This window comes from Micromonospora sp. NPDC050495 (assembly GCF_040655175.1).
Classification (GTDB): Bacteria; Actinomycetota; Actinomycetes; order Mycobacteriales; family Micromonosporaceae; genus Micromonospora.
Genome location: NZ_JBFAJK010000010.1, coordinates 30,396 through 54,796, shown reverse-complemented (window position 1 = coordinate 54,796; position 24,401 = coordinate 30,396). Strand labels below are relative to the sequence as shown.

The following is a 24,401-nucleotide window of genomic DNA, read 5'->3' as shown; positions in this document are numbered from 1 at the left end:
GAGCCGGGGCAGGGACGCCCGGGCCCGGAAGGGGCCGCGGTCAGGCGGTGCGGGCCACAGGTGGCTCGCCGGTCTGCGACGGGCCCAGCTCGCCCGGAGCGGCGCCGGCCGGTGCGGTCCCCACCGGCTCGCCGGCCGGCTGGAGCAGCACCACCCCTTCCGTGGCGGCGGCCTCGCCCCGCCGGGCGGCCTCGTCGAACTCCCGCATGCCGCGCAGCAGGGCGGCCCGGCCCTCCGCGCTCATCCCGGCCAGGATCCGCTCCAGCCGCTGCCGCCGGTCGGCCCGCAGCTCGTTTAGGAGCCGGGTCGCCGCCGGCGTGAGGTGCAGGGAGATCTCCCGCCGGTCGTACCGGCCGGGCTCCCGCTCGAGCATCCCGGCGGCCACCAGGCGGTCGCAGAGCCGGCTGGCCGAGGAGAGCAGCATGTCCGTCAGCGTGGCGAGACGGCGCAGGTTGATCCCGTCGTACTGCTCCACCACCATGACCGCGCGTAACTGGGCGCCGGAGAGCCGGCTCGTGGTCCGCTCCCGGGCGGCCTCCCAGACAGCCAGCAGGGTGGCCGCCGCCTCGTCCAGCGCGGCGGCCATACTCGCATCAGGTCCGTGCGGACCGCGTTCTTCGGCCATGGTGGGCCCGAGACTACCCGCCCCACCAGGCCGACGACCTGTGCAAAGGAGCAAAGATGAGCGGACCAGAGGATCTGGCGCGGCGGACTCTCACCGGCGCCCCGACGGATCTGCTCGTCGACCGGCTCGCCACCGAGCTGGAACGGTCGTACGGCATCACCCGGACGGTGCTCTACCAGGTCGACTACCGGCTGGCCGTACTGCTGCCGCTCGGCGAGGGCGAGCCCGTCTCCGGGCCGGGCCACCCGGCCTGGCGCTGCTTCGACCACCAGGAGCCGGTCGTCGCGGCGGGCACCGGCTGGTTCCCGGTGGGGATGCGCGGCGAGCGACGCGGGGTGCTGCACGTCTCGCCGGTGCCGAGCGATCCGGACGCCCTGCGCGAACTGGACGCGATCGCCACCGCGCTCGGCCACGAGCTGACCGCGGTGGCCGCCACCACCGACATCTACCTCACCGCCCGGCGCGACCGGCGGCTGACGCTCGCCGCGGAGATGCAGTGGGAGCTGCTGCCCGGCCGCAGCCGGGTCCGGCCCTCGTTCAGCCTCGCCGGCCAGCTCGAACCCGCGTACGCGGTGCGCGGCGACGGCTTCGACTGGTCCGACGACGGCTCCCGGCTCTGGCTCTCGGTGATCAACGGCAGCGGCGAGGGGGTGGCCGCGTCGATGCTCACCTCGCTGGCCACCCACGCGCTGCGCAACGCCCGCCGCGCCCAGCTGGCCCTGGCCGACCAGGCCGCCCTGGCCGACCAGGCGATCTACGCGCTGCACCGGGGCGGGCAGCACCTCTCCGCGCTGCTGCTGGAGCTGGACCTCGCCACCGGGACGATGACCGTGGTCGACGCCGGCTCGCCCCGCCTGCTGCGGCTGCGCGACGCCGAGGTGAGCGAGCAGGTGCTGACGAAGCAGTTCCCGCTCGGCATGTTCGACGGCACGGACTACCAGGAGCAGCGGTTCCAGCTCCGCCCCGACGACCGGCTCTTCGTGGTCAGCGACGGGGTGATCGACGCGACCGCCGAGCGGGTCCGGTACGGCGAGACCGCGCTGGACCGGTTCCTGCGCCGGACCGGGCCGATGGAGCCGCTGGAGGCGGTCCGCTCGCTCATCGGCGACCTGCGCGCCTTCGTCGCCGGCGACCTGGTCGACGACGCCGTGGTGGTCTGCCTGGACTGGTTCGGCCCGCAGCCCTGACCGGCCGCCGGCTCAGTACGCGCCGCGGCTGCGCAGCACCGCGCCGAAGGTCTTCCAGAGGATGGTCAGGTCGGCGGCGAGCGACCAGTTCTCCACGTAGTAGAGGTCCAGCCGGATGCCGTCCTCCCAGCTCAGGTCGGACCGGCCGCTGACCTGCCAGAGGCCGGTCATGCCGGGCTTGACCAGGAGGCGGCGGGCGACGTCGCCGTCGTAGCGGGCCACCTCGGAGGGCAGCGGCGGCCGGGGGCCGACCAGGCTCATCTGGCCGAGCAGGACGTTGGCCAGCTGGGGCAGCTCGTCCAGGGACCATTTGCGCAGCAGCCGGCCGACCCGCGTGACCCGGGGGTCGTCGCGCATCTTGAACATCAGCCCGTCGGTCTCGTTCCGCGCGGCCAGCTCGGCCAGCAGGGCGTCGGCGTTGACCACCATGGTGCGGAACTTGAAGACGCCGAACTCGCGGCCGCCCTGGCCGACGCGGACCTGCCGGAACAGCACCGGCCCGCGGCTGTCCAGCTTGATGGCGAGCGCGATCAGCAGCAGCGCGGGCAGCAGCAGGAGCAGCGCGACCAGCGACACCGACCGGTCCACGAAGCCCTTGACCAGCTTCCGGGCGCCCCGGAACTCGGGCGCCTCGACGTGGATCAGCGGCAGGCCGGCGACCGGGCGGGTGTGGATGCGCGGGCCGGCGACGTCGGTCAGCGCCGGGGCCACGACCAGGTCGACCCCGGTGCCCTCGAGCTGCCAGCCGAGGCGACGCAGCCGGGTGGCGGTCAGCTCACCCGAGGCCGTCACCGCCACGGTGTCCGCGCCGATGGCGGTGGCCGCCTCGGGGATGCCGCGGAACGACCCGACCACCGGCACGTCGCCGAGCCGCTGCGGCACCGGGGCGAGCAGCGCGTCCGGGATGCAGGCGCCGACCACCCGGTAGCCGGCGTACGGCTCGCGGTGCAGGGTGTGCACCAGCTCCAGCACGTGGGCGGTGTCGCCGACCACCAGCACCTTGCGGGACCAGCCCCGGCCCCGGTACCGGGCCCGGTGCAGCCGCTTGCGGGCGCCGAACCGGGCCACCTCCAGGCCGAGGGTGCCCACCACGAAGGAGATGGCCAGGAAGCCCCGGGAGACGCCCACGTCGGCGATGTACCCGGTGATCGCGATCCCGCCGGCCAGCCGCAGGCTCGCCGAGCTGACCCGCCGGTACTCGTCCGCGCCGTAGCCGAGCATCCGGTCGTCGTAGCAGCCCATGGCGCGCAGCGAGATCAGCCAGACCACCAGGAGCCCGGGCGCGAACAGCACGTACGGGATCTCCGAGCCGCTCGGCCGGTCGTCACCGAACCGGCCGGCGTACCCGACGAGGATCGCCACGGCCAGCACGGCGGCGTCCAGCACCACGAGGATCCGGATGTACGCCCGTTCGGCGGCGCGGGTGGCGGAGCCGGGACCGCCCCCGCCGGGCCGCGCCGAGGTGGTGGCGGGGGTCAGCAGCGTAGCCGCGCTCATCGGCCCTCCCCACCTCGCGCTGGACGGCTCCACGGCGGGCGGCGCCGACGGACGGTCGCCGACCCGGAGCACACCGACATCCTGCCTCGATAATTATCGATGATGATTAATACCGACGTGTTGCTGTCACTTTTCCCCGGCCCGGAAAGCGTTCCGCCGCACCGGGTTCACCGGTACGGCGGACGCCTGTCGCGGGCCGGCGGATCAGCGCGGCGCCTGGGGGCGCAGCGCGATCGCCTGGAGGAAGATTTCACCGATCTTGGTCGGGTCGGTCGCCACGAACGCCGCCCCGTCGGCCTCGTGCGCGATCGCGTCGAGTTCGGCCTTGTTGACCTCGGTGCCGATGCCGATGACGATGGCCCGCACCGGCTGCTCCGGGTCCTTGATCTTCCTGAGCTGCTGGATGAGCTGGGCCCGGCTGATGCCGTTGTCGTCGTCGTTCTTGCCGTCGGTGAAGAGCACCACCGAGTTGACCTTGCCCGGCTCCCAGTCCCGCTGGACCGCCTTGTAGGCCGCCAGCAGCGTGTCGTAGAGCCCGGTGTCGCCGCTGGAGGGCTTGATCGAGGCCAGTCCGCGCTGGATCGGAGCCCGGTTGCTCGACAGCGGCTTGATCCCCACCACCTCGTTCCAGTCCTGCGAGCCGTGCAGGTTGGTGGAGAAGGTCCACAGCCCGATCGACCAGGAGTCGTCGAACAGGTCCAGGCCGCCGGTGGCGGCGGCCACCGTGACCTGCTCCCGGCTGGCGCCGTTGGCGGTCGGCACCGGCTTCTTCATCGAGCCGGAGACGTCGATGACGCAGAGCATCCGGCCGGACTGGGTGGCCGCCGACCAGGTGGTGGTGGCCTTGGCGATGGCGATCGGGTCGAGGTCCGCCGCGCCGCCCTGGCCGACCGGCGGGACGGCGCTCGCGCCGCCGTTGGCCGGGCTCGGGGCACCCTGCGGCGCCTTGAAGCCCGCACCCCAGTTGCCGTCCGGGGCGCGCAGCGCCTGCGCGGCCAGCCGGTCCTTGAACTTCGGGGTGGTCAGCACCTCGAAGAGCACCCGCGCGGCGGACGCCTTGGCCGGCTCGATGCCCGGCAGCACCGCGAACGGGTAGTCCAGCGGCATCGGTGACGGCTGGGGGTAGAGCGCGGCCAGCGGGATCGGCGGCTTGGTGTTGTTGTACGCGATCACGTCCTCCTCCGACAGCGCCGCGGCACCCAGGCCGTTGATGACGGACGTCGGATCGGACGAGCGTGGGAAACGCGCGAGCAGGTCCTGCCGGAGCGAGGAGCGGTTGGTGGCCAGCGCCCGCAGCGCCCCCACCATGGCCTCCTGGGCCTTCGGCGAGCCGGCGGAACCGCTGGCGCTGGCCGCGGCGGTCAGCGAGAGCAGCCCGGACAGGCCGGCGGCGTCCTGGGTCGGCTCGACGATGCCCGCCCGCAGCGGCTGCTTGCCGGTGGTCACCTGCCGCAGCAGGTCGGTCCAGGTAACGGGCTTGTCCGGCCAGCCGATCCGGGACGCCAGCGGCTCCGGCATGGCGACCACCACCGGGCTGCGCGCGATGGACACCCCGTTCGCCGGGGCGAAGGCGGTCGCGCCGCCGCTCTTGAGCCGCAGCAGCCAGGTCGAGGAGTCCGGCACCCAGACGTCCGGGGTCACCGCCGTGCCGTTGGCCTGCCCGACGCCGGCCAGCGTGGCGCCGTGCTTGCTGGCCACGGTGGCTGCCACGTCCACCGGGTCGGAGGAGATCACGTTCACCGCGATGCACGTCCCGCCGACCGCCGCGCCGTCGGCGACCCACTGGTCGGCGGCCCCCTTGATCGCCGGGGCGATCTCCGGCGCGGCCGCCACGGACAGCTGGATCCGGCCGGAGCAGGACGGACCCGCCAGCTGCTGGTAGCCGAACCAGGAACCGGCTACGACGACGACGAGCGCGGTGGCCGCCGCGGCGGCACCTGCCCCGCGGAGGCTTGAACGCATGCGATGGCGGCCAGACACGGTGACCATCTTGCGTATCTCGTGGGGTTACTGCCACAACCGTTCGGACGAAAGTTACTCAGGAGCAATAGTGGATCGCCAAAATACAACTTTGAGTGATCAGTCAGTCATCGGGCGTGGCCGGCATCCATCATGGACAGCGCTCCGGAGCCGGTCCGTCACGGCAGCACGCAGGTCGGGCTCGGCACCGGCACCGGCTCGCCCAGCGGCTCCGGAATCCCGGTGTCCGGGTCCACCCGGAAGATCCTGATCATGTCGGCCCGCTCGTCGGCCACGTAGAGGTGCTCGCCGGTGAGCGCGAAGTGCCGCGGCCACTCCCCGCCGGTGTCGACCTCGGCGACCAGCTCGGGCACCACGCCCACCAGCGCGAAGACCGCCACCGTGCCGACCCCCCGGTTGCCGACGTAGAGGAAGCGGCCCCGCGGGCCCACCGCCACCTCCGAGGGCTGGACGTGGCCGGTCCGCTCGCTGGCGTCCACCCGGACCCGCTGGTGCAGGGCGCCGTCGTCGGTCAGCTCGTACCCGGTGACCGTGGCGTCCAGCTCGCCGACCAGCCAGCAGCGCCGCCCGTCCGGATGCCGGGCCAGGTGCCGCGGCCCGGTACCCGCCGGGGTACGCAGCCGGGGCGCCCGGGGCACCAGCCGGCCGGTGGCGGCGTCGAGGTCGTACCGGTAGACCGAGTCGGTGCCCAGGTCCACGGCGAGCAGCGGGCCGCCCGGCGGCCCGGGCGAGACCATGTGGCAGTGCGCCCGCTCCTGCCGCCGCGGGTCGGCCCCGTGGCCCTCGTGCCGGACCAGGTCGGTGCGCTCCCCCGGCGCGCCGTCGCCGTCGAGCGGGAAGACGGCCAGGCTGCCCCCGCCGTAGTTCGCCACCACGAGGTACCCGCCGTCCGGGGTGACCGCGAGGTGACAGGGCTCGGCCCCACCGGTCGGACGGACGCCGAGCGGAGCGAGGTCGCCGTCCGCGGCGACCCGGAACGCGCTGACCCGGCCGTCGGCCAGCTCGTTGACCGCGTACAGCACGGGCAGCGTGGGGTGCCGGACCAGGAACGAGGGCGCGGGGGTGACCGCCGCGGTGCCGAGCGGGGTCAGCGAGCCGGTCACCGGGTCGCGGCGGGCCGCGACGATGCCCTCGGCCCGCCCGCCCGTCTCCGCCGTGTAGCCGCCGATATGGACGATCGCGCCCGTTCCGGTCACCGCTCCCACCTTCCGCCGTCCCTGCGTCGATCCAACCAGAGGCATCCGGACGAGCCGGCGGGTTGGCCGGCTTTCCCGCCGACCCCGTCCGCGTCCGGGGGCGGTCAGCCCACCGGCACCGGCTCGCCCCGCTGCCGGGCGACGTGCTCGACCAGGGAGATCAGCACCAGCTTGCCGGACTGCCGGTCCCGGGCGTCGCAGAGCACCAGCGGCACCTCCGGATCCAGGTCCAACGCGTCGCGCACCGCCTCCAGGCTGAACCGCCGCGCCGCGTCGAAACAGTTCACCCCGACCACGAACGGGATGCCGCGCTGCTCGAAGTAGTCGATCGAGGGGAAGCAGTCGGCCAGCCGGCGGGTGTCGGCCAGCACCACGGCGCCCAGGGCGCCGAAGGCCAGCTCGTCCCAGAGGAACCAGAACCGGTCCTGCCCGGGGGTGCCGAACAGGTAGACCTGGAGGTCGTCGGTGATGGTGATCCGGCCGAAGTCCATCGCCACCGTGGTGGTCGACTTCTCCTCGACCCCCGCGGTGTCGTCGGTGCCGATCGAGGCACCGGTCAACACCTCCTCGGTCTGCAACGGCCGGACCTCGCTCAACGCGCTCACCAGCGTCGTCTTGCCGGCGCCGAAGCCACCGGCGATGAGGATCTTGAGGGCCAGCGGGACCCGCGGGCTGGCCGCGTCCCGGTCAAAGCGCACGGAGTCCACTGACCACCGCCTTGAGGATGTTGTCGTCGGGCAGATACGCGGCGGGCGGCGGCTGGTGCACCGCGACGAGCCCCCGGGCGAGCAGATCGCCGAGCAGCACCCGGACCACGCCGACGGCGAGGTCCAGGTCGGCGGCGAGGTCGGCCACCGCGACCGGTTGCCGGGCCAACTCGACCAGGCGCCGGTGCTCCGGCTGCAGGCCGGGCCCGCCGGGCCCGCCCCGGGCCGGCGTGGCGAACACGAAGGCCACCAGGTCGAAGCCGTCCACCGGCGGCCGCACCCGGCCGCCGGTCAGCGTGTACGGGCGGACCACCGGGCCGGCCGCGGCGTCCAGCCACTCGTGCTGCGGGCCCGGCGGCTCAGCCCGCATCGCCGGCCCCGGAGGCCGTGCGGGCCGGTGCGCTGAGGTTCTCGCCGACCCGGATCACCAGCATGGCCATCTCGTACGCCACCAACCCGATGTCGGCGTCGGCGTCGCTGACCACGGCCAGGCAGGCGCCCTGCCCGGCCGCCGTCACGAACAGGTACGCGGAGTCCATCTCCACCACCGTCTGGCGGACCGCCCCGCCGTCGAGGTGCCGGGTGGCGCCCTTGGCCAGGCTGGAGAAGCCGGAGGCCAGGGCGCAGAGATGCTCCGCGTCGGTGCGGCTCAGCTCGGCGGAGCCGCCGAGCAGCAGCCCGTCCGCCGAGAGCACCACCGCCTGGCGGGCGGCCGGTACCCGCTCCACCAGGTCGTCGAGCAACCAGTCGAGATCGGCGTTCTGCCGCGTCGTGTGCACCACTAGGCGTCCCTCTCACTTGCGGTCGGGGGTTGCGGAGCCCGCACCGGCTCCGGCGGGGAGGAGGTGGTCCCGGTGGCCGCGTCGGCGGCGCGGGCGCCGTCCCGGCGGCCCCGGGCGGTCCCGGCCTGCAGGGCGGACATGGCCTGGCGGGCCTCGTCGGGGGTGCGGGTCGACGGGGCGTCCGCGGGGGCCGGCCGGGGGCGGGCGACGGTCCCGCGCCGGCGGACCCGGCGGGGCAGGCCGTCGCCGTCCGCGGCCGGCTCGACCCCGGAGGAGGTACGGGCCGCCGGCAGCGCCACCACCGCCGAGTCGGCGCGTTCCCGCCCGGCCCGGCCGGGGCGCGTCCGGGGTGCCGCGCCCAGCCGGGTCACCTTCGCCATCCGCCGGCCGTCGGACGCCGTACCCCGGGGGCCGGTGGATCCCAGCGCCGGCTCGTCGGTGATCAGGTCGGCCGGGAGGTGCACCACGGCGGTCACCCCGCCGGGCGTGCCCGGCCGCAGCTCGACCCGGACGCCGTGCCGGGCGGCGAGCCGGGCCACCACGAAGTGGCCCAGCCGGGCGCTGTCCGCCGGGTCGAACTCCGGCGACCGGGACAGCTTGCGGTTGGCGGCCGCCAGGGCCGGCGGCGACATGCCCAGGCCGTGGTCGGTGATCTCGAAGGCGTACCCGTCGGGCGTGGCCCGGCCGGTGACGTCGACCCGGCTGGCCGGCGGGGAGAAGGTGGTGGCGTTCTCGACCAGCTCGGCGAGGAGGTGGATGACGTCGCCGACGGCCCGGCCGAGCACCCCGGCGGGCGGCACCTCGCCCACGTCCACCCGGTCGTACGACTCGACCTCGGAGATCGCGCCGCGGACCACGTCGACGGCGGCGACCGGGTTGCGCCAGCCCCGGCCGGGCGCCGCGCCGGCGAGGATGACCAGGTCCTCGGCGTGCCGGCGGAGCCGGGTGGCCAGGTGGTCGACCTGGAAGAGACCGGCCAGCTCGTCCGGGTCCTCGGTCTGCCGTTCCAGCCGGTCCAGCAGCGCGAGCTGCCGGTGCACCAGGCCCTGGCTGCGCCGGGCGATGTTGAGGAAGACCTCGTTGAGCCCCCGGCGCAGGGTGACCTCGTCGACGGCGGACTGCAGGGCGGTCCGGCGCATCTCGTTGAAGGCCCGCCCCACCTCGCCGATCTCGTCGCCGCCGTGGTCCAGCTCGGGCGCCTCCGCGGCGACGTCCACCTCCTCGCCGCGGCGCAGCCGGGTAACCACGTCGGGCAGCCGGTGCTCGGCCATCTCCAGGGCGGCGGTGCGTACGCCGGTGAGCCGGCGGGCCAGCGAGCGGCCGACCCGCAGCGCGACCAGCACGCAGAACACGATGGCGAGCAGGCCGAGCACGCCGGCGGCGCCGAGCCGGACCAGGATGCCCACGGCCATCGGCACGGACCGCTCGGCCAGCCCGTCGGCGCCGCGCAGCTCGAAGTCCCGCATGCTCTGCCAGACGCCGGTCTGGCTGGCCTCCCAGCCCGGTACGTCGAACCGGGCGGGCAGCTCGGGGCTGCGGATCAGCAGGTCCTCGAGGGCGCGCAGCCGGACGAAGTCCGCTCCCTCGGTGAGTCGCTGGTACTCCGCGCGCTCCCCGGCGGGCAGGTCGGCCACCGCGTCCTCGGCCAGGAACCGCCCGTTGTCGATGGTCCGGACCAGCTGCTCGTGCTCGCCCTCGGCGTACCGGCCGGCGGTGATCGCGCCGGCCAGCAGGGCGTCGGTCTGGCCGAGCAGTTCCCGGGCCCGGCCCAGCGCGGTGAGCGCCAGCGCCTCGCGGTTGAGCTGCGTGTCGGGCAGCGCGGCCATGGCGGAGAAGGCCTGGAAGGCGGAGCTGATCATGCCGCTGTAGAGGCCGATGGCGCCGGCCCGGTCCACCTTGCGGGTGTCGATGAAGCCGCGCCCGGCGGGCAGTGCGTCGAGCGCGGAGACGAGTTGGTCCAGGCGGGCGTCGAGCAGGTCGTCGGCGGCGTCCCGCAGCGCCTCCCCGTCGACCCGGCGGCGCAGCTCGGCGACCGTCCGGTCGGTGCGGACCCGCTGCTCGGCCAGCGCCGGCAGGGCGGCGTCGCCGGCCAGTTGGACCACCGACAGGCGGCGCTCCCGTTGCAGCTCGGTGACCACGGCCTCGCCCGGGCGGCCCAGGTCGTAGAGGTAGGTGCGGGCGGCGAGCAGGTCGAGGGCGGGCCCGAAGGTCAGCGTCGTGGCGAAGATCCAGAGCGCCAGCAGCGCGGTCACCGGACCGATGACCAGCGCGGTCAGCTTGGCGCGGATCGGCCAGTCACGGGTGTTCATCCAACCTCGCCCGGAGGGTGTCGCAGGGGTGGCGTGGCCCGAGGGCCGGGAGCGATCCGGCCAGGACGCCGGGCCCCGCCTCGGGCGCCCTGGGCAGGATACGTAATCGCCGCCCGAAGCACTACCGGCCGTCTCGCTCGTCACTACCGTCCGAGATGTTCCGCCCTGAGACCTTTCGGGGTGACCGGCGGCGGATCGGGTACGGGAAATCGCCCGGGAAAGTGCCTCGGATCGGGATTGGCGATCAGTGCCCGCAGGGAATACCAGCGGGCGAAGGAGGAGCCATGTCGTCCACCCAGGTAGTCGTCATAGTCGTCGTCGTTCTGGTGCTCGCGGCGCTGGCCGCGGTCGCCGTGATCGCCAGCCGCCGGCGCGCGCTGCGGCAGCGCTTCGGCCCCGAGTACGACCGGGCCGTCGAGGAGCAGGACAGCCGCAGCGCCGCCGAGCGGGAGCTGCGGGAGCGCGAGCGCCGCCACGCGGAGCTGGAACTCACCCCGCTGAGCCCCGAGTCCCGGGCCCGGTACGCCGCGGCCTGGGAGGAACTCCAGGTCCGCTTCGTCGATTCCCCCACCGAGACCGTCGGCGAGGCCGACGAGCTGGTCAGCCAGTTGATCGCCGAGCGGGGCTACCCCACCGGCGACTTCTCCGAGCAGCTCGCCCACCTCTCCGTCGAGCACGCCCGCACCCTCACCCACTACCGCGACGCCCACGAGATCCGGCTGCGCAACGAGCGCGGCGAGGCCGGCACCGAGGATCTCCGGCAGGCGCTCGTGCACTACCGGGCTCTCTTCGCCGACCTGCTCGGCGAGGAGCCGGTCGGCCACCGGCCGCCGGAGCCGCGCCAGTCCGATCCCGAGCACGACGTCCCGAGCCGCTGAGGAGGCCGCCACCATGCGCCAGCAAGAGCAGCAGGTCACACCGGACCACCCCGAGGCCGTCCGGTCCGCACCGGTGCCGGTCCCGGCCCCGGGTGACGCCGACGGGCACCGGACCGATGCGGACACCCGCGCCGACGTACCCGAGGACGCCCTGGACGACCGGGGCACCTTCGACGACCCGGCGATCGCCGACGACGACCGGGCGGCCGACGACGCGGAGCCCGACGAGACCCGGGCGTACGACGCTCGGGAGAGCCACGACGCGGAGGCCGCCGACGCCGACGACCGGACGGACGCGACCTACGCCGACGACCGGGCCGACGCCGACCGGATCGACGACGACCGGATCGACGACGACCGGATCGACGACGACCGGATCGAGGCCGCCGACGCCGACGACCGGACCGAGTACCACGACCCGGCGCCGGCGCCGACGTCCTTCGCGGGCGCGACCACGGTGGGCGACGCGGTGGCCGCCTCCGCGCTGGCCAGCGGCCGGCCGGTGGACGAGCGGGACCCGCGCGACGAGGACACCGCGGCGCCGGGCGACGGCGCGCCGGGACGTACCGACGCCTTCGACGACGAGCGCGCCGACCCCACGGCCGGCGACCGGCTGCACGACCCGGACCGGTGGGACGCCGAGCACGCCGCGGTCACCGACGACGCGGCGGCCGCCGGGGCCGCCGGGTACGGCAGCGCCGAGCCGGCGATGGTCGACCCGGACGGCGGCACCGCCGGGGCCGGCGCGGGCGCCGCGTTGGCCGCGGACCGGCCCACCCCGGGCTCGGTGCCGACCGACGCCGCCACGCTCTTCGCCCCGGAGGCCGCGCAGGGCTTCCGGGACCGCTGGCGGGACGTGCAGCTCCGCTTCGTGGACGACCCGCGCGCCGCGGTCGGCGAGGCCCAGGCCCTGGTCGACGAGGCGATGGAGGCGCTGGCCGCCGCGCTGCGCGAGCAGAAGAGCCGGCTGGGCGGCTGGCAGGAGTCCGGCTCGGCGGACACCGAGCAGCTCCGGGTGGCCGTGCGCGGTTACCGGGACTTCCTGGACCGTGTCCTGGGCCGCTGAGCCCACCCCTTCCGGCACCATCCGAGCCCCGGCCGCCGCGGCGGCCGGGGCTCCGCACGTCCGGATCGCCCATCGGGATTGAAAGTTCGCGATCGGGGTACCTGCGGGCGCAGCACCGCGTCACGGAGGGAGCAGCGGCATGGGTGGCGGCCTTCGGTTGGACATGAACGCGCTGGACTACCTGATCCTGGCGCTCTATTTCGTCACGGTGCTGGGGGTCGGCTTCGCCGCCCGTCGCGCCATCCGCACCAGCGTCGACTTCTTCCTGTCCGGGCGGTCGCTGCCGGCCTGGGTGACCGGCCTGGCGTTCGTCTCGGCGAACCTGGGCGCGCTGGAGATCATCGGGATGGCCGCCAACGGCGCCCAGTACGGCGCGATGACGGTGCACTACTACTGGATCGGCGCCGTACCGGCGATGGTCTTCCTGGGCATCGTGATGATGCCCTTCTACTACGGCTCGAAGGTGCGCAGCGTCCCTGAGTACCTGCGGCTGCGCTTCAACCGGCCGACCCACCTGTTCAACGCGATCAGCTTCGCGGTCGCCCAGGTCCTCATCGCCGGCGTGAACCTCTACGCGCTCGCCCTGATCATGCAGGCGCTGCTCGGCTGGCCGCTCTGGGTGGCGATCGTGGTCGGCGCGTTCATCGTGCTGACCTACATCACCATCGGCGGCCTCTCCGGTGCGATCTACAACGAGGTGCTCCAGTTCTTCGTGATCATCGCCGGGTTGGTGCCGATCACCGTGCTCGGCCTGGTCAAGGTCGGCGGCGTCGGCGGCCTGATGGACGCGGTCCGCGACTCCAGGCTGGGCGAGGCCGGCCTGCACGCCTGGCAGGGCACCGGCAGCACCGACAACCCGCTCGGCGCGCACTGGTTGGGCATCGTGTTCGGGCTCGGGTTCGTGCTCTCGTTCGGCTACTGGACGACCAACTTCGCCGAGGTGCAGCGGGCGCTCTCCGCGCGGAACATGAGCGCCGCCCGGCGTACGCCGATCATCGGCGCGTACCCGAAGCTGCTCATCCCGCTGGTCACCGTGATTCCCGGCCTGATCGCCCTGGTCACCGTGAAGGGGCTCGGCGCCGAGCAGGGCGACCTGGTCTACAACAACGCCATCCCGCTGCTCATGCGGGACCTGCTGCCCAACGGGGTGCTCGGCATCGCGGTGACCGGCCTGGTGGCGTCGTTCATGGCCGGCATGGCCGCCAACGTCAGCGGCTTCAACACGGTGTTCACGTACGACATCTGGCAGGCGTACTTCCGGCGGGACCGGCCGGACGAGTACTACGTGCGGATCGGCCGGATCGCCACCGTCGTGGCCGTGGTGATCGGCATCGGCACGGCGTTCATCGCGGCCGGGTTCAGCAACATCATGAACTACATCCAGGCGCTCTTCTCGGTCTTCAACGCCCCGCTCTTCGGCACCTTCATCATCGGCATGTTCTGGAAGCGGATGAGCCCGCTCGCCGGCTTCTGGTCGCTGCTCGCCGGCACCGTGGTGGCCATCGCGACGTACCTGCTCCACCTGGCCGACGTGCTCAGCTTCAACTCGGACCTGGAGGAGAGCTTCTGGGGGGCCGGCCTCGCCTTCGTCACGGTGGCGGTGGTCGCCGCGATCCTGACCCCGCTGACCCGGCCGAAGCGTGACGACGAGCTGACCGGCCTGGTCTACGGCATGACCGACACCACGCTGGCCGACGACTCGCTGGCCGGCGACGCCGCCTGGTACCGCTCGCCGGTGCTGCTCGGCGTCGTCGCGGTGATCCTCGCCGCCCTCTTCTACATCCCGGTCTTCTGAGGAAGGGACGCACATCATGGCCGACGACTACCAGCACGGCGAGGCCCACGACCCGCTGGTCGACGAGACCGAGGACGCCCGGGAGGCGCGTTCGGCGGCCGCCCGCCTCTTCGACATCCGCCGGGTGATCGGCGGCCTGTTCGTCGTGTACGGGCTGATCGTGACCCTGATGGGGCTCTTCGACTCGTCGGCGCAGGTCGAGAAGGCGCAGGGCGTCCGGATCAACCTCTGGGCCGGCCTGGTCATGCTCGTCTTCGGACTGCTCATGCTCGCCTGGCAGCGGCTGCGGCCGGCCGACGCGCCGGAGCAGCCGGCCCGCGACGACAGCTGACCCGCCGGAACGACCGGCCCGCGACGACAGCTCAGCCGCCCGAGCAGCCGGCCCACGACGGCGGGCGCCGCGGCATGGCCGGGCCGTCACGGGGTACGCCAGGGATCACCGAACGGGACAGGAGGGCAGCAGCATGACTGATCGTGACCGCGGTGGCGAGCGGCCGCTGGAGGAGACTCCCGAGGTGGCCGCGGCGGTGGACGACGACAGCACGGTGCCGCAGCTCCGCACCGGCGGCTCCGATCCGGACAACCCGGTCTTCACCGAGCCCGACGGCGCGGTGCCCGACACCGGCTCCCCGGACATCCTCGGCGACCCGTACGCGGCCGGCACCGGGGCGACCGGCACCGGCACCGGGGCGGCTCCGGACAACATCCGCACCGGCGCGGAGCAGCCGTGGGAGCCGGAGGATCTGGTGATGGCCCGCGGTCAGGACCTCACCCCGGAGAACCTCGAGCAGGCCCGCCGGGACCTGGCCGAGCTGGGCCGGGCGGCGATCGAGAAGACGGTTCCCTGAGCCGGCGCGCCCCGTCCCGCCGGGTGGCGGGACGGGGCGCGTCGGTCCGGACAGCCCGGGGGCCCCTGGCCGACGTGGGGCGTCGACCAGGGGCCCGGGGAACCCGCGCGGCGGTGCCTCACTCCCGCCGCTGCGGGTGGGCCGACCGCCGGATCAGGAGAGCGGCGGGTACGCGTTCTGCATCAGCTGCTGGAACTGGGCCGCGAACCACGCACCGGAGATCGGCGCGTTCGGCAGGGCGCCCGACATGTTGTTGCCGTTGCGGGCGTTGCCGGTGTACGTCGGGTCGCACATCCGGTCGAAGCCCTTGCCCTCGTTGTTCGGGATCTCGGTGCTGGAGCCGTCCGACTCGCCCGGAGGCTTCACCCAGACGTACGCGTCGATACCCGTCTCGGGGTTCGCCCGCGGCCGCTCGCCGAGGCCCGCGCCGGACTGGTTGCACCAGTTGCCGGTGTGGTAGCGCCGGTCGATCCGGCCACCGTCGACGTAGGCGTCCACGCTGGTGGTCGGGCCAGGGCCGGTGGGCCGGGCGGAGCCGCCCCAACCGTTGCGGGAGGTGTCGATCAGCATGCCGATGTTGCTGTTGAAGCCGACCGAGACCAGCTTCTGCCGGAACGCCTGGGCGAACGACAGCTCGTCGACGTACTGGTTCCAGTCGATCCACTTGGACTGGCGCACGGTCTGGCCGTTCACCGAGTCGGTGACCTTGACGTACGGCTCCTTCAGCGCGGAGTAGTTCGCCGTGTTGACGATGAAGCCGGTGACGTTGTTGACCGTGCTGCCGGAGGCGACGGCGGCGGCCTTGAGCTGGTCGGCGACCGGGCCGAAGTTGCTGTCCCAGCCGATCCAGCCGTGGTGCGCGGCGTCGATGTAGTTGTAGACGTTGCCGATCGCGCCGAGCTTGGCCAGCGCGTAGCCGACACCGTTCACGTACGCGCCGTTGGCCTTCACGGTGTCACACATCGCGGTGCCGCCCGCGTTGCCCGAGGTGTTGGTCACCAGGTTGGGCAGCGAGTCGATCTCGATGATGTTGACGATGCGGAGGTTCTTGTACTTCGAGTCGGCCTGGATCGCGGCGATCGGGTCGATGTACTCGGACTTGTAGCGGGGCAGCTCGTCCGGGCCCAGCTCGCCGTTCGAGGCCAGCGCGGAGCAGTCCCGGCCGGGCAGGTTGTAGATGACGAACTGGATGTAGCCGGCGCCCTGGGCGAGCGCGGCGTCCAGGTGGTCACGGACCCCCATCGCGCCGTTGGAGCTGCTGTCCGGCGTGCCGTTGATGGCGGCGATCCGGTCGATCCAGACCGCGGTCGGGTTGTTCGACACCCGGCTGCCGCCGGAGACCGACTCGGCCTTGGCCTTCCACTCCGGGTTCACGTACCCCTTCACCCCGTTGTACGGGTTGTCGACCTTCTGGCCGGGCGGCGGGGTGGTCGGCGGCGGCGTGGTGGGCGGCGGGGTGGTCGGCGGGGTGGTCGGCGGCGGGGTGGTGGGCGGGGGCGTCGTCGGGTTCGTGGTGGTGGGCGGCGGCGTGGTGGGCGTGCCACCGTTGCAGACCGTGCCGTTGAGGGTGAACTGGGCGGGCTTCGGGTTGCTGCCGCTCCACGAACCGTTGAAACCGAGGCTGGTGGAGGCGCCCGTGCCCAGCGAACCGTTGTACGACTCGTTCTGCGCGGTCACGTTCTGGCCGCTCTGCGACCACCGGGCCGACCAGCCCTGGACGACCCGCTGGGAGCTGTTCGGGAAGGTGAACCCGAGCGTCCAGGAACTGAGCGGGTCGCCGAGGTTCTTGATCGTCACGTTGGCGGTGAAGCCGCCCGGCCAGTCGTTGGTCGTGTAGTCCACGCTGCACTGGGTCGCGGCCTGCGCCGCGGTGACCGGGAGGGTCACCAGTCCACCGGCGACCAGGACGCCCGCGCTGGTCAGCGCGAGCGCCCGGCTCCGGCCGGACAGCCTTCTCCACAGATTCATGCCACTGATCTCCTTGGGCGAGACCGGATCCGCGTACGGCCCGGTGAAAGGGCCCTCGGGACGTCCGCACGGACGGCCGTCGGCGCCACGGGTGTCTTCGGGGGCGCCCGACCCGGACGGGCGTGGTGGTGGTGTGCGCTCGGCCGGCACGCCAGCCGGTCGAGGAGTCAGCCGTCGTCCGGCGGACCGGTGCCCTCGACGTCTGCGCTCGCGGTGCGGCTCCCCGAACCGCGTGCAGCGATTCTTGCATGGGAGCGCTTCCATGGCAATGGCTCGATGGCTGGCCGCCGTCGGTCGAATCATCTCCCCGGGGCCCGGCCGGGCACAACCGGGCCGCGACCCACCCGGACGGCCACGAAGGGCCGAGCGGCGTCGCGATACCACCTACCGCCCGCAAACTCCTATACGTGAATCTTTCCCCGGATAAGTCGCGAAACGGTCTAACGTCGGCCGTAGCTCGACCGATGTCGGGCTCAGGACAAACAGGGATGGAGTGACGCGGGTCATGGGAACGAAGATGGTCAGGAAGCTCGTTGCGGGCGCTGCGCTGGGCGGCGCGTCCCTGCTGCTGTTCTCACCGGGAACGGCGAACGCGGCCGCGCAGAGCACGGGCAACGTCGCAGCCAAGCCGCAGGTCAGTCTTCTTGGCGTCTGCCCTGGGGACCACGGGGACTGGGACCAGAAGAACTGGGACCGCAAGGACTGGGACCGCTCGGACTCGGACTACCAGGACTGGGACCGCAAGGACGCGGACCACGGCCCCGACGGCAAGGACCGGCACGGCCGGGACGAACAGGGCAAGGACGAGCACGGCCAGGACGCGAAGGACGAGCACGGCAAGGACGCCAAGGACGACAAGGACGCCAAGGACGAGCACGGCAAGGACGGCAAGGACGAGCACGGCAAGGACGCCCGGGGCGAGGACGGGTCGGAGTACGGCGACGGTCGCCCGCCGGGCCCCGGCGGCGCGGGCGGCGGGATGGTCGCCGCCGACCAGCCCGACCAGGGCGACTGGACGGACCCGAAGGGCGCCGACAAGAAGGACGACGGGTCCAGCTACGGCAGCGAGTGGCAGGGCGGCGACGAGTACAGCCAGGACGCGGAGTCCGACTACGGCCAGCAGGACAAGGACCGCAAGGACGAGAAGGCGGACCACGGCCAGGACGCCAAGGACGAGCACGGCAAGGACGCCAAGGACGACAAGGACGCCAAGGACGAGCACGGCAAGGACGGCAAGGACGAGCACGGCAAGGACGCCAAGGACGAGCACGGCGACTGGGCTGGCCGCGACGACCACGGCAAGGACGACTGGAAGGACCACGACCGCACGGATTGCGTGCCGCGCGGGCACGTGGACGGCGGCGACGGTGGCATGACGACCACCAGCCTGGACCGCAACATGGCCGCCGGCGGGGTGGGCGTGATCAGCGCCGCCGCCCTCGGGGGCATGGTCCTGCTGCGTCGGCGCCGCGCCGATGAGCTGGTCTGACCAGACGGCGACACCGGCCGGCGGCCGCCACGGGAGCCCGTGGCGTGCCGCCGGCACGGTCATCGTCGTCCTGCTCGCCATGCTGGGCGCCGGCATGGTCGGGGCGTCCTTCCGGACCACCCCACCGCCCCGCCCGCCCCAGCCGGTCGCCCAGGCCGGCGCCCCCGCCTCGACCCCCGCCACGTCCGACGCCGGTGCCGACCAGGCCCCCGTCGACGGCGTCACGCCGGCCCCCGACCTGCCGGCTCCCGACCTGCCGGCCGCCGGGCTGCCCCGGTCGGTCCCGACCACGATCTCGATCCCCCGGATCGGGGTGCGGGCCCCGATCATGTCCCTCGGGCTGAAGCCCGACGGCACCCTCGAGGTGCCCCCGCTGACCGAGGCCATGAAGGCGGGCTGGTACTCGTCGGGGGCCAGCCCGGGCGAGGTCGGCAACGCCGTCGTCGTCGGCCACGTCGACTCGGCCAAGCTCGGGCCGGCGGTCTTCTTCAACCTCGGCTCGCTGGTCAAGGGCGACACGATCAGCGTGGCCCGGGAGGACGGCTCGACCGCCACCTTCGTGGTCGACGAGGTGACGTCGTACCCGAAGGCGTCCTTCCCCACCGACCTGGTCTACGGCCCCAGCGACAAACCCGGCCTGCGGGTCGTGACCTGCGGCGGGGTCTTCGACTCCAGCGCCGGCAGCTACCTCAACAACGTCATCGTCCTGGCGACGATGGCCGGGTGAGGCCCGGAACGGGCGCGGCCCGGTGGTCGGTCACCGACCACCGGGCCGCGCCCGTGTCACTCAGGCCGCCGCCGACGTCCGCACCAGGGTACGGATCTGCCGCAGCAGCACCGACAGGGCGGACAGGTCGGCGCGGGACTCGTCGAACTCCCCCATCGCCCGGTGCGCCCGGTGGATCGAGGTGGCGTTCGCCTGCTCCCACTCCTGCACCCGGTCGACCGGCGGCAGGGTGTCCGGAGTGGAGCCGAGGACCTCGGCGGTGAGCGCGGCCAGCGCGGCGTACAGGTCGTAGCGCAACGCCATCCGGGCCAGGGTCTGCCAGCGGTCCTCCCGCGGCAGCAGCGAGATCTTCGACAGCAGCGAGTCCACCCGGAACCGGTCGGAGAGGACGAAGTAGACCGAGGCCACCTCGCTCACCTCCCGGTTGGTCGACCGGGCGGTCTCCACCACGTCCAGCAGCCCGAAGCTGTACATCAGCCGGGTCGCCTGCTCGGCCAGCTCGCGGGGCAGCCCCTTGCCGGTCAGCGAGTCGATGTGGGCGGCGATCGCCTCCCGCTCGGTGCCGTAGAAGAGGTGCTCCAGGTCCGGCAGGAGCCGGGCCACCCCGTCCCGCAGCCGGGCGATCTCGGCCGGCACGTCCAGCGGCGAGCGCCGGTTGGTGACCAGCCAGCGCACCGCCCGGTCGAGCAGCCGGCGGGTGTCCAGGTAGACGCTGGTCTGCAACTCGGGCGAGACCTGGTTGTCCAGCGCCTCGACCGCGTCCCACAGCTCGCGCAGCCCGAACACCTCGCGGACCACCACGTACGCCCGCAGCACGTCCGCGGCGGAGGCCGCCGTCTCCTCGACGACCCGGAAGACGAACGAGATGCCGCCCCGGTTGATCGCCTCGTTGACCAGCACGGTGGTGACGATGTCCCGGCGCAGCCGGTGCCGGCCCATCCGGTCGGCGAAGCGCTCGCGCAGCGGGGTCGGGAAGTAGTTGACCAGGATGTCGGTCGTCCACTCCTCGTCGGCCAGCCCTTCGCTGACGATCTCCCGCTCCAGCACGATCTTCACGTACGCCAGCAGCACCGCGAACTCCGGCGCGGTCAGGCCGTTCTCGGTCCGTACCGCCAGCTCGTCGTCCGGCGGCAGCGCCTCCAGGGCCCGGTCCAGCGCCCCCGACCGCTCCAGCTCGTTGATCATCCGGCGGTGCACCGGGAGCAGCGAGGCGGCCTGGGCCTCGGCGTTGTTCAGCGCCCGCGCCTGGTCGTAGTTGTCCCGCAGCACCAGCTCGGCGACCTCGTCGGTCATCTGGGCCAGCAGCTCGTCGCGCTCCGGCCGGCCCAGTTCGTCGTCGGCGACCGCCGTGTTGAGCAGGATCTTGATGTTCACCTCGTGGTCGGAGCAGTCCACCCCGGCCGCGTTGTCGATGAAGTCGGTGTAGATCCGGCCGCCGGCCGAGGCGTACTCGATCCGGCCGTGCTGGGTGAAGCCCAGGTTGCCGCCCTCGCCGACCACCCGGCAGCGCAGGCTCTTGCCGTCCACCCGGATGGCGTCGTTGGACTTGTCGCCGACCTCGGCGTTGGTCTGCGTCGACGCCTTCACGTAGGTGCCGATGCCGCCGTTCCAGAACAGGTCCACCGGCGCGGTGAGGATGGCCTTCATCAGCTCCTGCGGGCTGAGCTGGCTGACGTCGTCGTCGAGGCCGAGCACCGCGCGCACCTGCGGCGTGATCGGCACCGACTTGGCGGTACGCGGGTGGATCCCGCCGCCGGCCGAGATCAGCTCCGGGTTGTAGTCCTCCCAGGACGAGCGGGGCAGGTCGAACAGCCGCTTCCGCTCGTCCCACGAGGTCGCCGCGTCCGGGTCCGGGTCCAGGAAGATGTGCCGGTGGTCGAAGGCGGCCACCAGCCGGATGTGCTTCGACAGCAGCATCCCGTTGCCGAACACGTCGCCGGACATGTCGCCGACGCCGACCACGGTGAAGTCCTGGGTCTGGGTGTCGTGCCCCAGCTCCCGGAAGTGCCGCTTCACCGACTCCCAGGCGCCCCGGGCGGTGATGCCCATCTTCTTGTGGTCGTAGCCGGCCGAACCTCCGGAGGCGAACGCGTCGCCCAGCCAGAAGTTGTGCGCCTCGGAGATCTCGTTGGCGATGTCGGAGAAGGTGGCGGTGCCCTTGTCCGCGGCCACCACCAGGTACGGGTCGTCCGCGTCGTGCCGGACCACGTCGTCGGGCGGCACGATCTCACCGCTGAGGATGTTGTCGGTGACGTCGAGCAGCGCGCCGACGAACTCCTTGTAGCAGGCCACCGCCTCGTCCCGGTCGCCCGGCTTCTGCTTGAGCACGAAGCCGCCCTTGGCACCCACCGGCACGATCACGGCGTTCTTCACCATCTGCGCCTTGACCAGGCCGAGCACCTCGGTGCGGAAGTCCTCTCGCCGGTCCGACCAGCGCAGGCCGCCCCGGGCCACCGGCCCGAACCGCAGGTGCACGCCCTCGAACCGGGGCGAGTAGACGAAGATCTCGAACTTCGGCCGCGGCGCCGGCAGGTCCGGGATCGCCTGCGGGTCCAGCTTGAACGCCACGTACGACTTGGGTCGCCCGCCGACCGGCTTCTGGTAGAAGCTGGTGCGCAGGGTGGCCTGGATCAACGTCAGGTACGCGCGCAGGATCCGGTCCTGGTCGAGGCTGGCCACGTCGTCGAGCGCCGCGCCGATCGCACCGACCAGCTCGCCGCTGCGCTGCCGCCGCTCGTCCATCGTGGTCGCCCCCGGGCGGAACCGGGTCTCGAAGAGCTCCACCAGCAGCGAGGCGATCTTCGGGTACGCGATGAACGTCTGCTCCATGTACTCCTGGGAGAAGACGGTGCCCGCCTGCCGCAGATACTTCGCGTACGCCCGGAGCACCACCACCTGCCGCCAGGTGAGCCCGCCCCGGAGCACCAGCTCGTTGAAGCCGTCCACCTCGGCCTCGCCCCGCCAGGCGGCGGCGAAGGCGTTCTCCACGTGCGGGCGCACCTCGGCCAGTTCCTGGTGCGCCTCGGGCAGTTGCAGGCCGAAGTCGTAGAGCCAGATCCGGCCGTCGACGCGTTCCACCTCGTACGGGTGCTCGTCGACCACCTTCACGCCGAGCGAGTGCAGCACCGGCAGCACCGCGGAGAGCATCATCGGTTCGCCGTACCGGTAGACCTTGAACCGCACGTCCATGGCCTCGTCGGCCTCGCCGTCCCGGCCGACCCCGCTGGCGCGCGGCGCGACCTGCTTGCGGAACAGGTGCATCTCCAGCTGGCCGGGCTCCTCCAGCAGCTCCAGCTTGGCCAGGTCCTTCATCGCCTCGTACGGCGTGTGCCCGTCCTTGTAGCCCTCCGGGAACGCGTCGGCGTACCGGCTGAACAGGTGCTTGGCCTGCTCGTCGCCGAGCTTGCGCTCGAGCACCAGCCGATAGTCGTCGTCCCAGAGCCGGGTGGCGTCGGCCAGTTCCTCGGCGAGCAGGTCGGCGTCGATCTGCCCGGGCGGGTTGCTCGGGTCGGTCCGGACGATGAAGTGCACCCGGGCGAGCATCGACTCGGTGACCCGGGTGGTGTAGTCCACCCCGACGCCGTTCAGCTCGCGCAGCAGGATGTCCTGCATGCGCAGCCGGTTCTGCGTGGTGAACCGGTCCCGGGGCAGGTAGATCAGGCAGGAGATGAACCGCCCGTACGCGTCCCGGCGCAGGAAGACCCGCAGCTGGCGGCGGCCGGCCATGCGCAGCACGCCGATCACCGCGTGGTAGAGGTCGTCGGTCTTGATCTGGAACAGCTCGTCGCGCGGGTAGGTCTCCAGGATCTGCAGCAGGTCCTTGCCGGAGTGGCTGCGCAGGCTCAGGCCCGAGCGGTCCAGCACCTCGGCGACCTTGCGGCGGACCACCGGCAGCTCCTGCACGCTGGTCCGGTAGGCGGCCGTGGAGAACAGGCCCAGAAAACGCCGCTCCCCGACCACGTCGCCGGCCTCGTTGAAGATCTTGAAGCCGATGTAGTCGAGGTAGGCCGAGCGGTGCACGGTGGCCCGGGAGTTCGCCTTGGTGATGATCAGCAGGCGTTTCTCCAGCACCTTCTCGTGCGCCTCGGGCGTCATCGAGTTCAGCGACCGGGCCTCCGGCGAGTCGGACCGCAGGACGCCCAGCCCGGTGCCGAGGACGGCCTCCAGGGCCTGGCCGCCGCCGGCGCCCTCGGTGTCGACCAGCCGGTATTCCCGGTAGCCGAGGAAGGTGAAGTGGTCGTGCGCCAGCCAGCGCAGCAGCTCCACCGAGTCGGTGATGTCCTTCTCCGGCACCGGCGGGCGGTTGTCCGAGGTACGGGCCGAGGCCAGCTCGTCGGCGAGGGCGAGGGCCCGCTGGCGCATCTTCGGCCAGTCCTCGACGGCCTCCCGCACGTCGGTGAGCACCCGCTGCAGCTCCCGGCGCAGCCGCTCCCGGCCGGCCGGGTCACGGACCGGGTCGATCTCGATCCGCATCCAGCTCTCGACCAGGTCACCGGCGATCGCGTCGTCCGGCTCCACGTCCGCGGAGACCTCGGTGAGCCGGCCCAGCGGCTCCCGGCGGACCACCACCAGCGGGTGCACCAGCAGGTGCACGTCCAGGTGGTGCGAGTTCAGCAGGGCGGTCACCGAGTCGACCAGGAACGGCATGTCGTCGGTGACGATCTCGATGACGGTGTGGTGCTGGTCGGCGTCCGGCTCGTGGATGCGCAGCTTCAGCTCGCCCGGTACGCGCTGCTGGGCCAGGTCCCGGTGCGCGCGGGCGGCGGTGAGCATCTCCTCGGCGGTGAAGCCGATCAGCTCCTCGTCCGGCGCGAACCGCCAGAAGCGGCCGACCAGCGTCGCCGCGTCGTGGTCGTCCCCGGCCAGCGCCACGGCCTGCGCCACCAGGCGCTCCGCGTTGGGTACCGGCTCGTCCAGCTCGGCGTCGTCCGCCTCGTCGCCGAGGGCCGGCGCGGGCAGGCCCAGGTCGTAGAGGGTGTCGATGCTGGAACCGGTCATCCCGGTCACTCCCGTGTCGAGACGGCTGAAACCGTCCCCGTCGGTCGCCGAATCGAAGCTGTCATCGTCCCGGCTGGTGTCAGCCTGCCGGAGGTCGGGTCCCGGTTTGATCGCCGGACGCCGGTCCATCGGTGCCACTCCCCTCGACCCACCGCGTTGTGGGTCACTCGCCGTCCAGCCTAGGCCTGCCGCTGTGCCCCTTCGTCGGCGGACCACTGGCCGGACGTCCGGATCGGGACTCTGTCCATTCACCTGTTGCGGGTGCGTGGTCGGCCGGTCGCGGAGTACCCGTACTGGCGATGTTCATCACACGGTGCCAGCGGGGTCTTTCCCCTCGCCAAGGCCGCGC

Annotated in this window: 18 protein-coding genes; 8 read left to right on the top strand and 10 right to left on the bottom strand. The window is 72.9% G+C overall.

Annotation, left to right across the window (positions count from 1 at the left end; translation table 11 throughout):
• Positions 1 to 40: 40 nt before the first annotated feature.
• Positions 41 to 586, bottom strand: coding sequence for a MarR family transcriptional regulator (locus AB0I11_RS13270; RefSeq protein WP_357318396.1), 546 nt, complete (start codon positions 584 to 586; stop codon positions 41 to 43).
• A gap of 95 nt (positions 587 to 681) precedes the next feature.
• On the opposite strand from AB0I11_RS13270, the gene AB0I11_RS13265 reads away from it, so the two are divergent.
• Positions 682 to 1,812, top strand: a complete 1,131-nt coding sequence (locus AB0I11_RS13265) for a PP2C family protein-serine/threonine phosphatase (RefSeq protein WP_357318393.1) — start codon at positions 682 to 684, stop codon at positions 1,810 to 1,812.
• 12 nt (positions 1,813 to 1,824) lie between these two features.
• Here AB0I11_RS13265 and AB0I11_RS13260 read toward each other — a convergent pair whose 3' ends face one another.
• The 7 genes from AB0I11_RS13260 to AB0I11_RS13230 form a co-directional block, all read right to left on the bottom strand.
• Positions 1,825 to 3,309 (bottom strand): sugar transferase, encoded by a 1,485-nt coding sequence (locus tag AB0I11_RS13260; protein ID WP_357318390.1) that lies wholly within the window; start codon positions 3,307 to 3,309, stop codon positions 1,825 to 1,827.
• Between the two features lie 204 nt (positions 3,310 to 3,513).
• Positions 3,514 to 5,271 (bottom strand): substrate-binding domain-containing protein, encoded by a 1,758-nt coding sequence (locus AB0I11_RS13255; RefSeq protein WP_357318387.1) that lies wholly within the window; start codon positions 5,269 to 5,271, stop codon positions 3,514 to 3,516.
• A gap of 176 nt (positions 5,272 to 5,447) precedes the next feature.
• Positions 5,448 to 6,485, bottom strand: coding sequence for a lactonase family protein (locus AB0I11_RS13250; protein WP_357318384.1), 1,038 nt, complete (start codon positions 6,483 to 6,485; stop codon positions 5,448 to 5,450).
• A gap of 104 nt (positions 6,486 to 6,589) precedes the next feature.
• Positions 6,590 to 7,192, bottom strand: coding sequence for an ATP/GTP-binding protein (locus AB0I11_RS13245; RefSeq protein ID WP_357318382.1), 603 nt, complete (start codon positions 7,190 to 7,192; stop codon positions 6,590 to 6,592).
• The gene (locus AB0I11_RS13240; protein WP_357318379.1) at positions 7,173 to 7,562 is read right to left on the bottom strand and encodes a DUF742 domain-containing protein; all 390 of its coding nucleotides are present in this window, start codon (positions 7,560 to 7,562) and stop codon (positions 7,173 to 7,175) included. The genes AB0I11_RS13245 and AB0I11_RS13240 overlap by 20 nt, the downstream gene beginning before the upstream one ends.
• A complete protein-coding gene (locus AB0I11_RS13235) occupies positions 7,552 to 7,974 on the bottom strand; it encodes a roadblock/LC7 domain-containing protein (RefSeq protein ID WP_046566132.1) in 423 nt (140 codons plus the stop codon). The genes AB0I11_RS13240 and AB0I11_RS13235 overlap by 11 nt, the downstream gene beginning before the upstream one ends.
• Complete coding sequence (locus tag AB0I11_RS13230; protein ID WP_357318376.1) at positions 7,974 to 10,283, bottom strand: nitrate- and nitrite sensing domain-containing protein; 2,310 nt, start codon at positions 10,281 to 10,283, stop codon at positions 7,974 to 7,976. The genes AB0I11_RS13235 and AB0I11_RS13230 overlap by 1 nt, the downstream gene beginning before the upstream one ends.
• Positions 10,284 to 10,567: 284 nt before the next feature.
• Between AB0I11_RS13230 and AB0I11_RS13225 the strand changes: the two genes are divergently transcribed.
• The 5 genes from AB0I11_RS13225 to AB0I11_RS13205 all read left to right on the top strand — a co-directional run bounded on the left by AB0I11_RS13225 (position 10,568) and on the right by AB0I11_RS13205 (position 14,870).
• Positions 10,568 to 11,161, top strand: coding sequence for a hypothetical protein (locus AB0I11_RS13225; RefSeq protein ID WP_357318373.1), 594 nt, complete (start codon positions 10,568 to 10,570; stop codon positions 11,159 to 11,161).
• Between the two features lie 13 nt (positions 11,162 to 11,174).
• Positions 11,175 to 12,227, top strand: coding sequence for a hypothetical protein (locus AB0I11_RS13220; RefSeq protein WP_357318370.1), 1,053 nt, complete (start codon positions 11,175 to 11,177; stop codon positions 12,225 to 12,227).
• Between the two features lie 139 nt (positions 12,228 to 12,366).
• Complete coding sequence (locus AB0I11_RS13215) at positions 12,367 to 14,022, top strand: sodium:solute symporter family protein (RefSeq protein ID WP_357318367.1); 1,656 nt, start codon at positions 12,367 to 12,369, stop codon at positions 14,020 to 14,022.
• 16 nt (positions 14,023 to 14,038) lie between these two features.
• On the top strand, positions 14,039 to 14,353 hold the full coding sequence (locus AB0I11_RS13210; RefSeq protein ID WP_357318364.1) for a hypothetical protein: 315 nt from the start codon (positions 14,039 to 14,041) through the stop codon (positions 14,351 to 14,353).
• A 133-nt stretch (positions 14,354 to 14,486) separates the two neighbouring features.
• Complete coding sequence (locus AB0I11_RS13205) at positions 14,487 to 14,870, top strand: hypothetical protein (RefSeq protein WP_357318361.1); 384 nt, start codon at positions 14,487 to 14,489, stop codon at positions 14,868 to 14,870.
• Positions 14,871 to 15,023: 153 nt separating this feature from the next.
• Here the strand turns inward: AB0I11_RS13205 and AB0I11_RS13200 are convergent, their stop codons facing one another.
• Entirely contained in the window at positions 15,024 to 16,838 is a 1,815-nt protein-coding gene (locus tag AB0I11_RS13200; RefSeq protein ID WP_357318358.1) for a glycoside hydrolase family 6 protein, read from the bottom strand.
• A 505-nt stretch (positions 16,839 to 17,343) separates the two neighbouring features.
• On the opposite strand from AB0I11_RS13200, the gene AB0I11_RS13195 reads away from it, so the two are divergent.
• The gene (locus AB0I11_RS13195) at positions 17,344 to 18,327 is read left to right on the top strand and encodes a hypothetical protein (protein ID WP_357318355.1); all 984 of its coding nucleotides are present in this window, start codon (positions 17,344 to 17,346) and stop codon (positions 18,325 to 18,327) included.
• Positions 18,314 to 19,054 (top strand): class F sortase, encoded by a 741-nt coding sequence (locus AB0I11_RS13190; protein ID WP_357318353.1) that lies wholly within the window; start codon positions 18,314 to 18,316, stop codon positions 19,052 to 19,054. The genes AB0I11_RS13195 and AB0I11_RS13190 overlap by 14 nt, the downstream gene beginning before the upstream one ends.
• A gap of 60 nt (positions 19,055 to 19,114) precedes the next feature.
• Here AB0I11_RS13190 and AB0I11_RS13185 read toward each other — a convergent pair whose 3' ends face one another.
• The gene (locus AB0I11_RS13185) at positions 19,115 to 24,181 is read right to left on the bottom strand and encodes an NAD-glutamate dehydrogenase (protein WP_357318350.1); all 5,067 of its coding nucleotides are present in this window, start codon (positions 24,179 to 24,181) and stop codon (positions 19,115 to 19,117) included.
• Between the last annotated feature and the right edge of the window lie 220 nt (positions 24,182 to 24,401).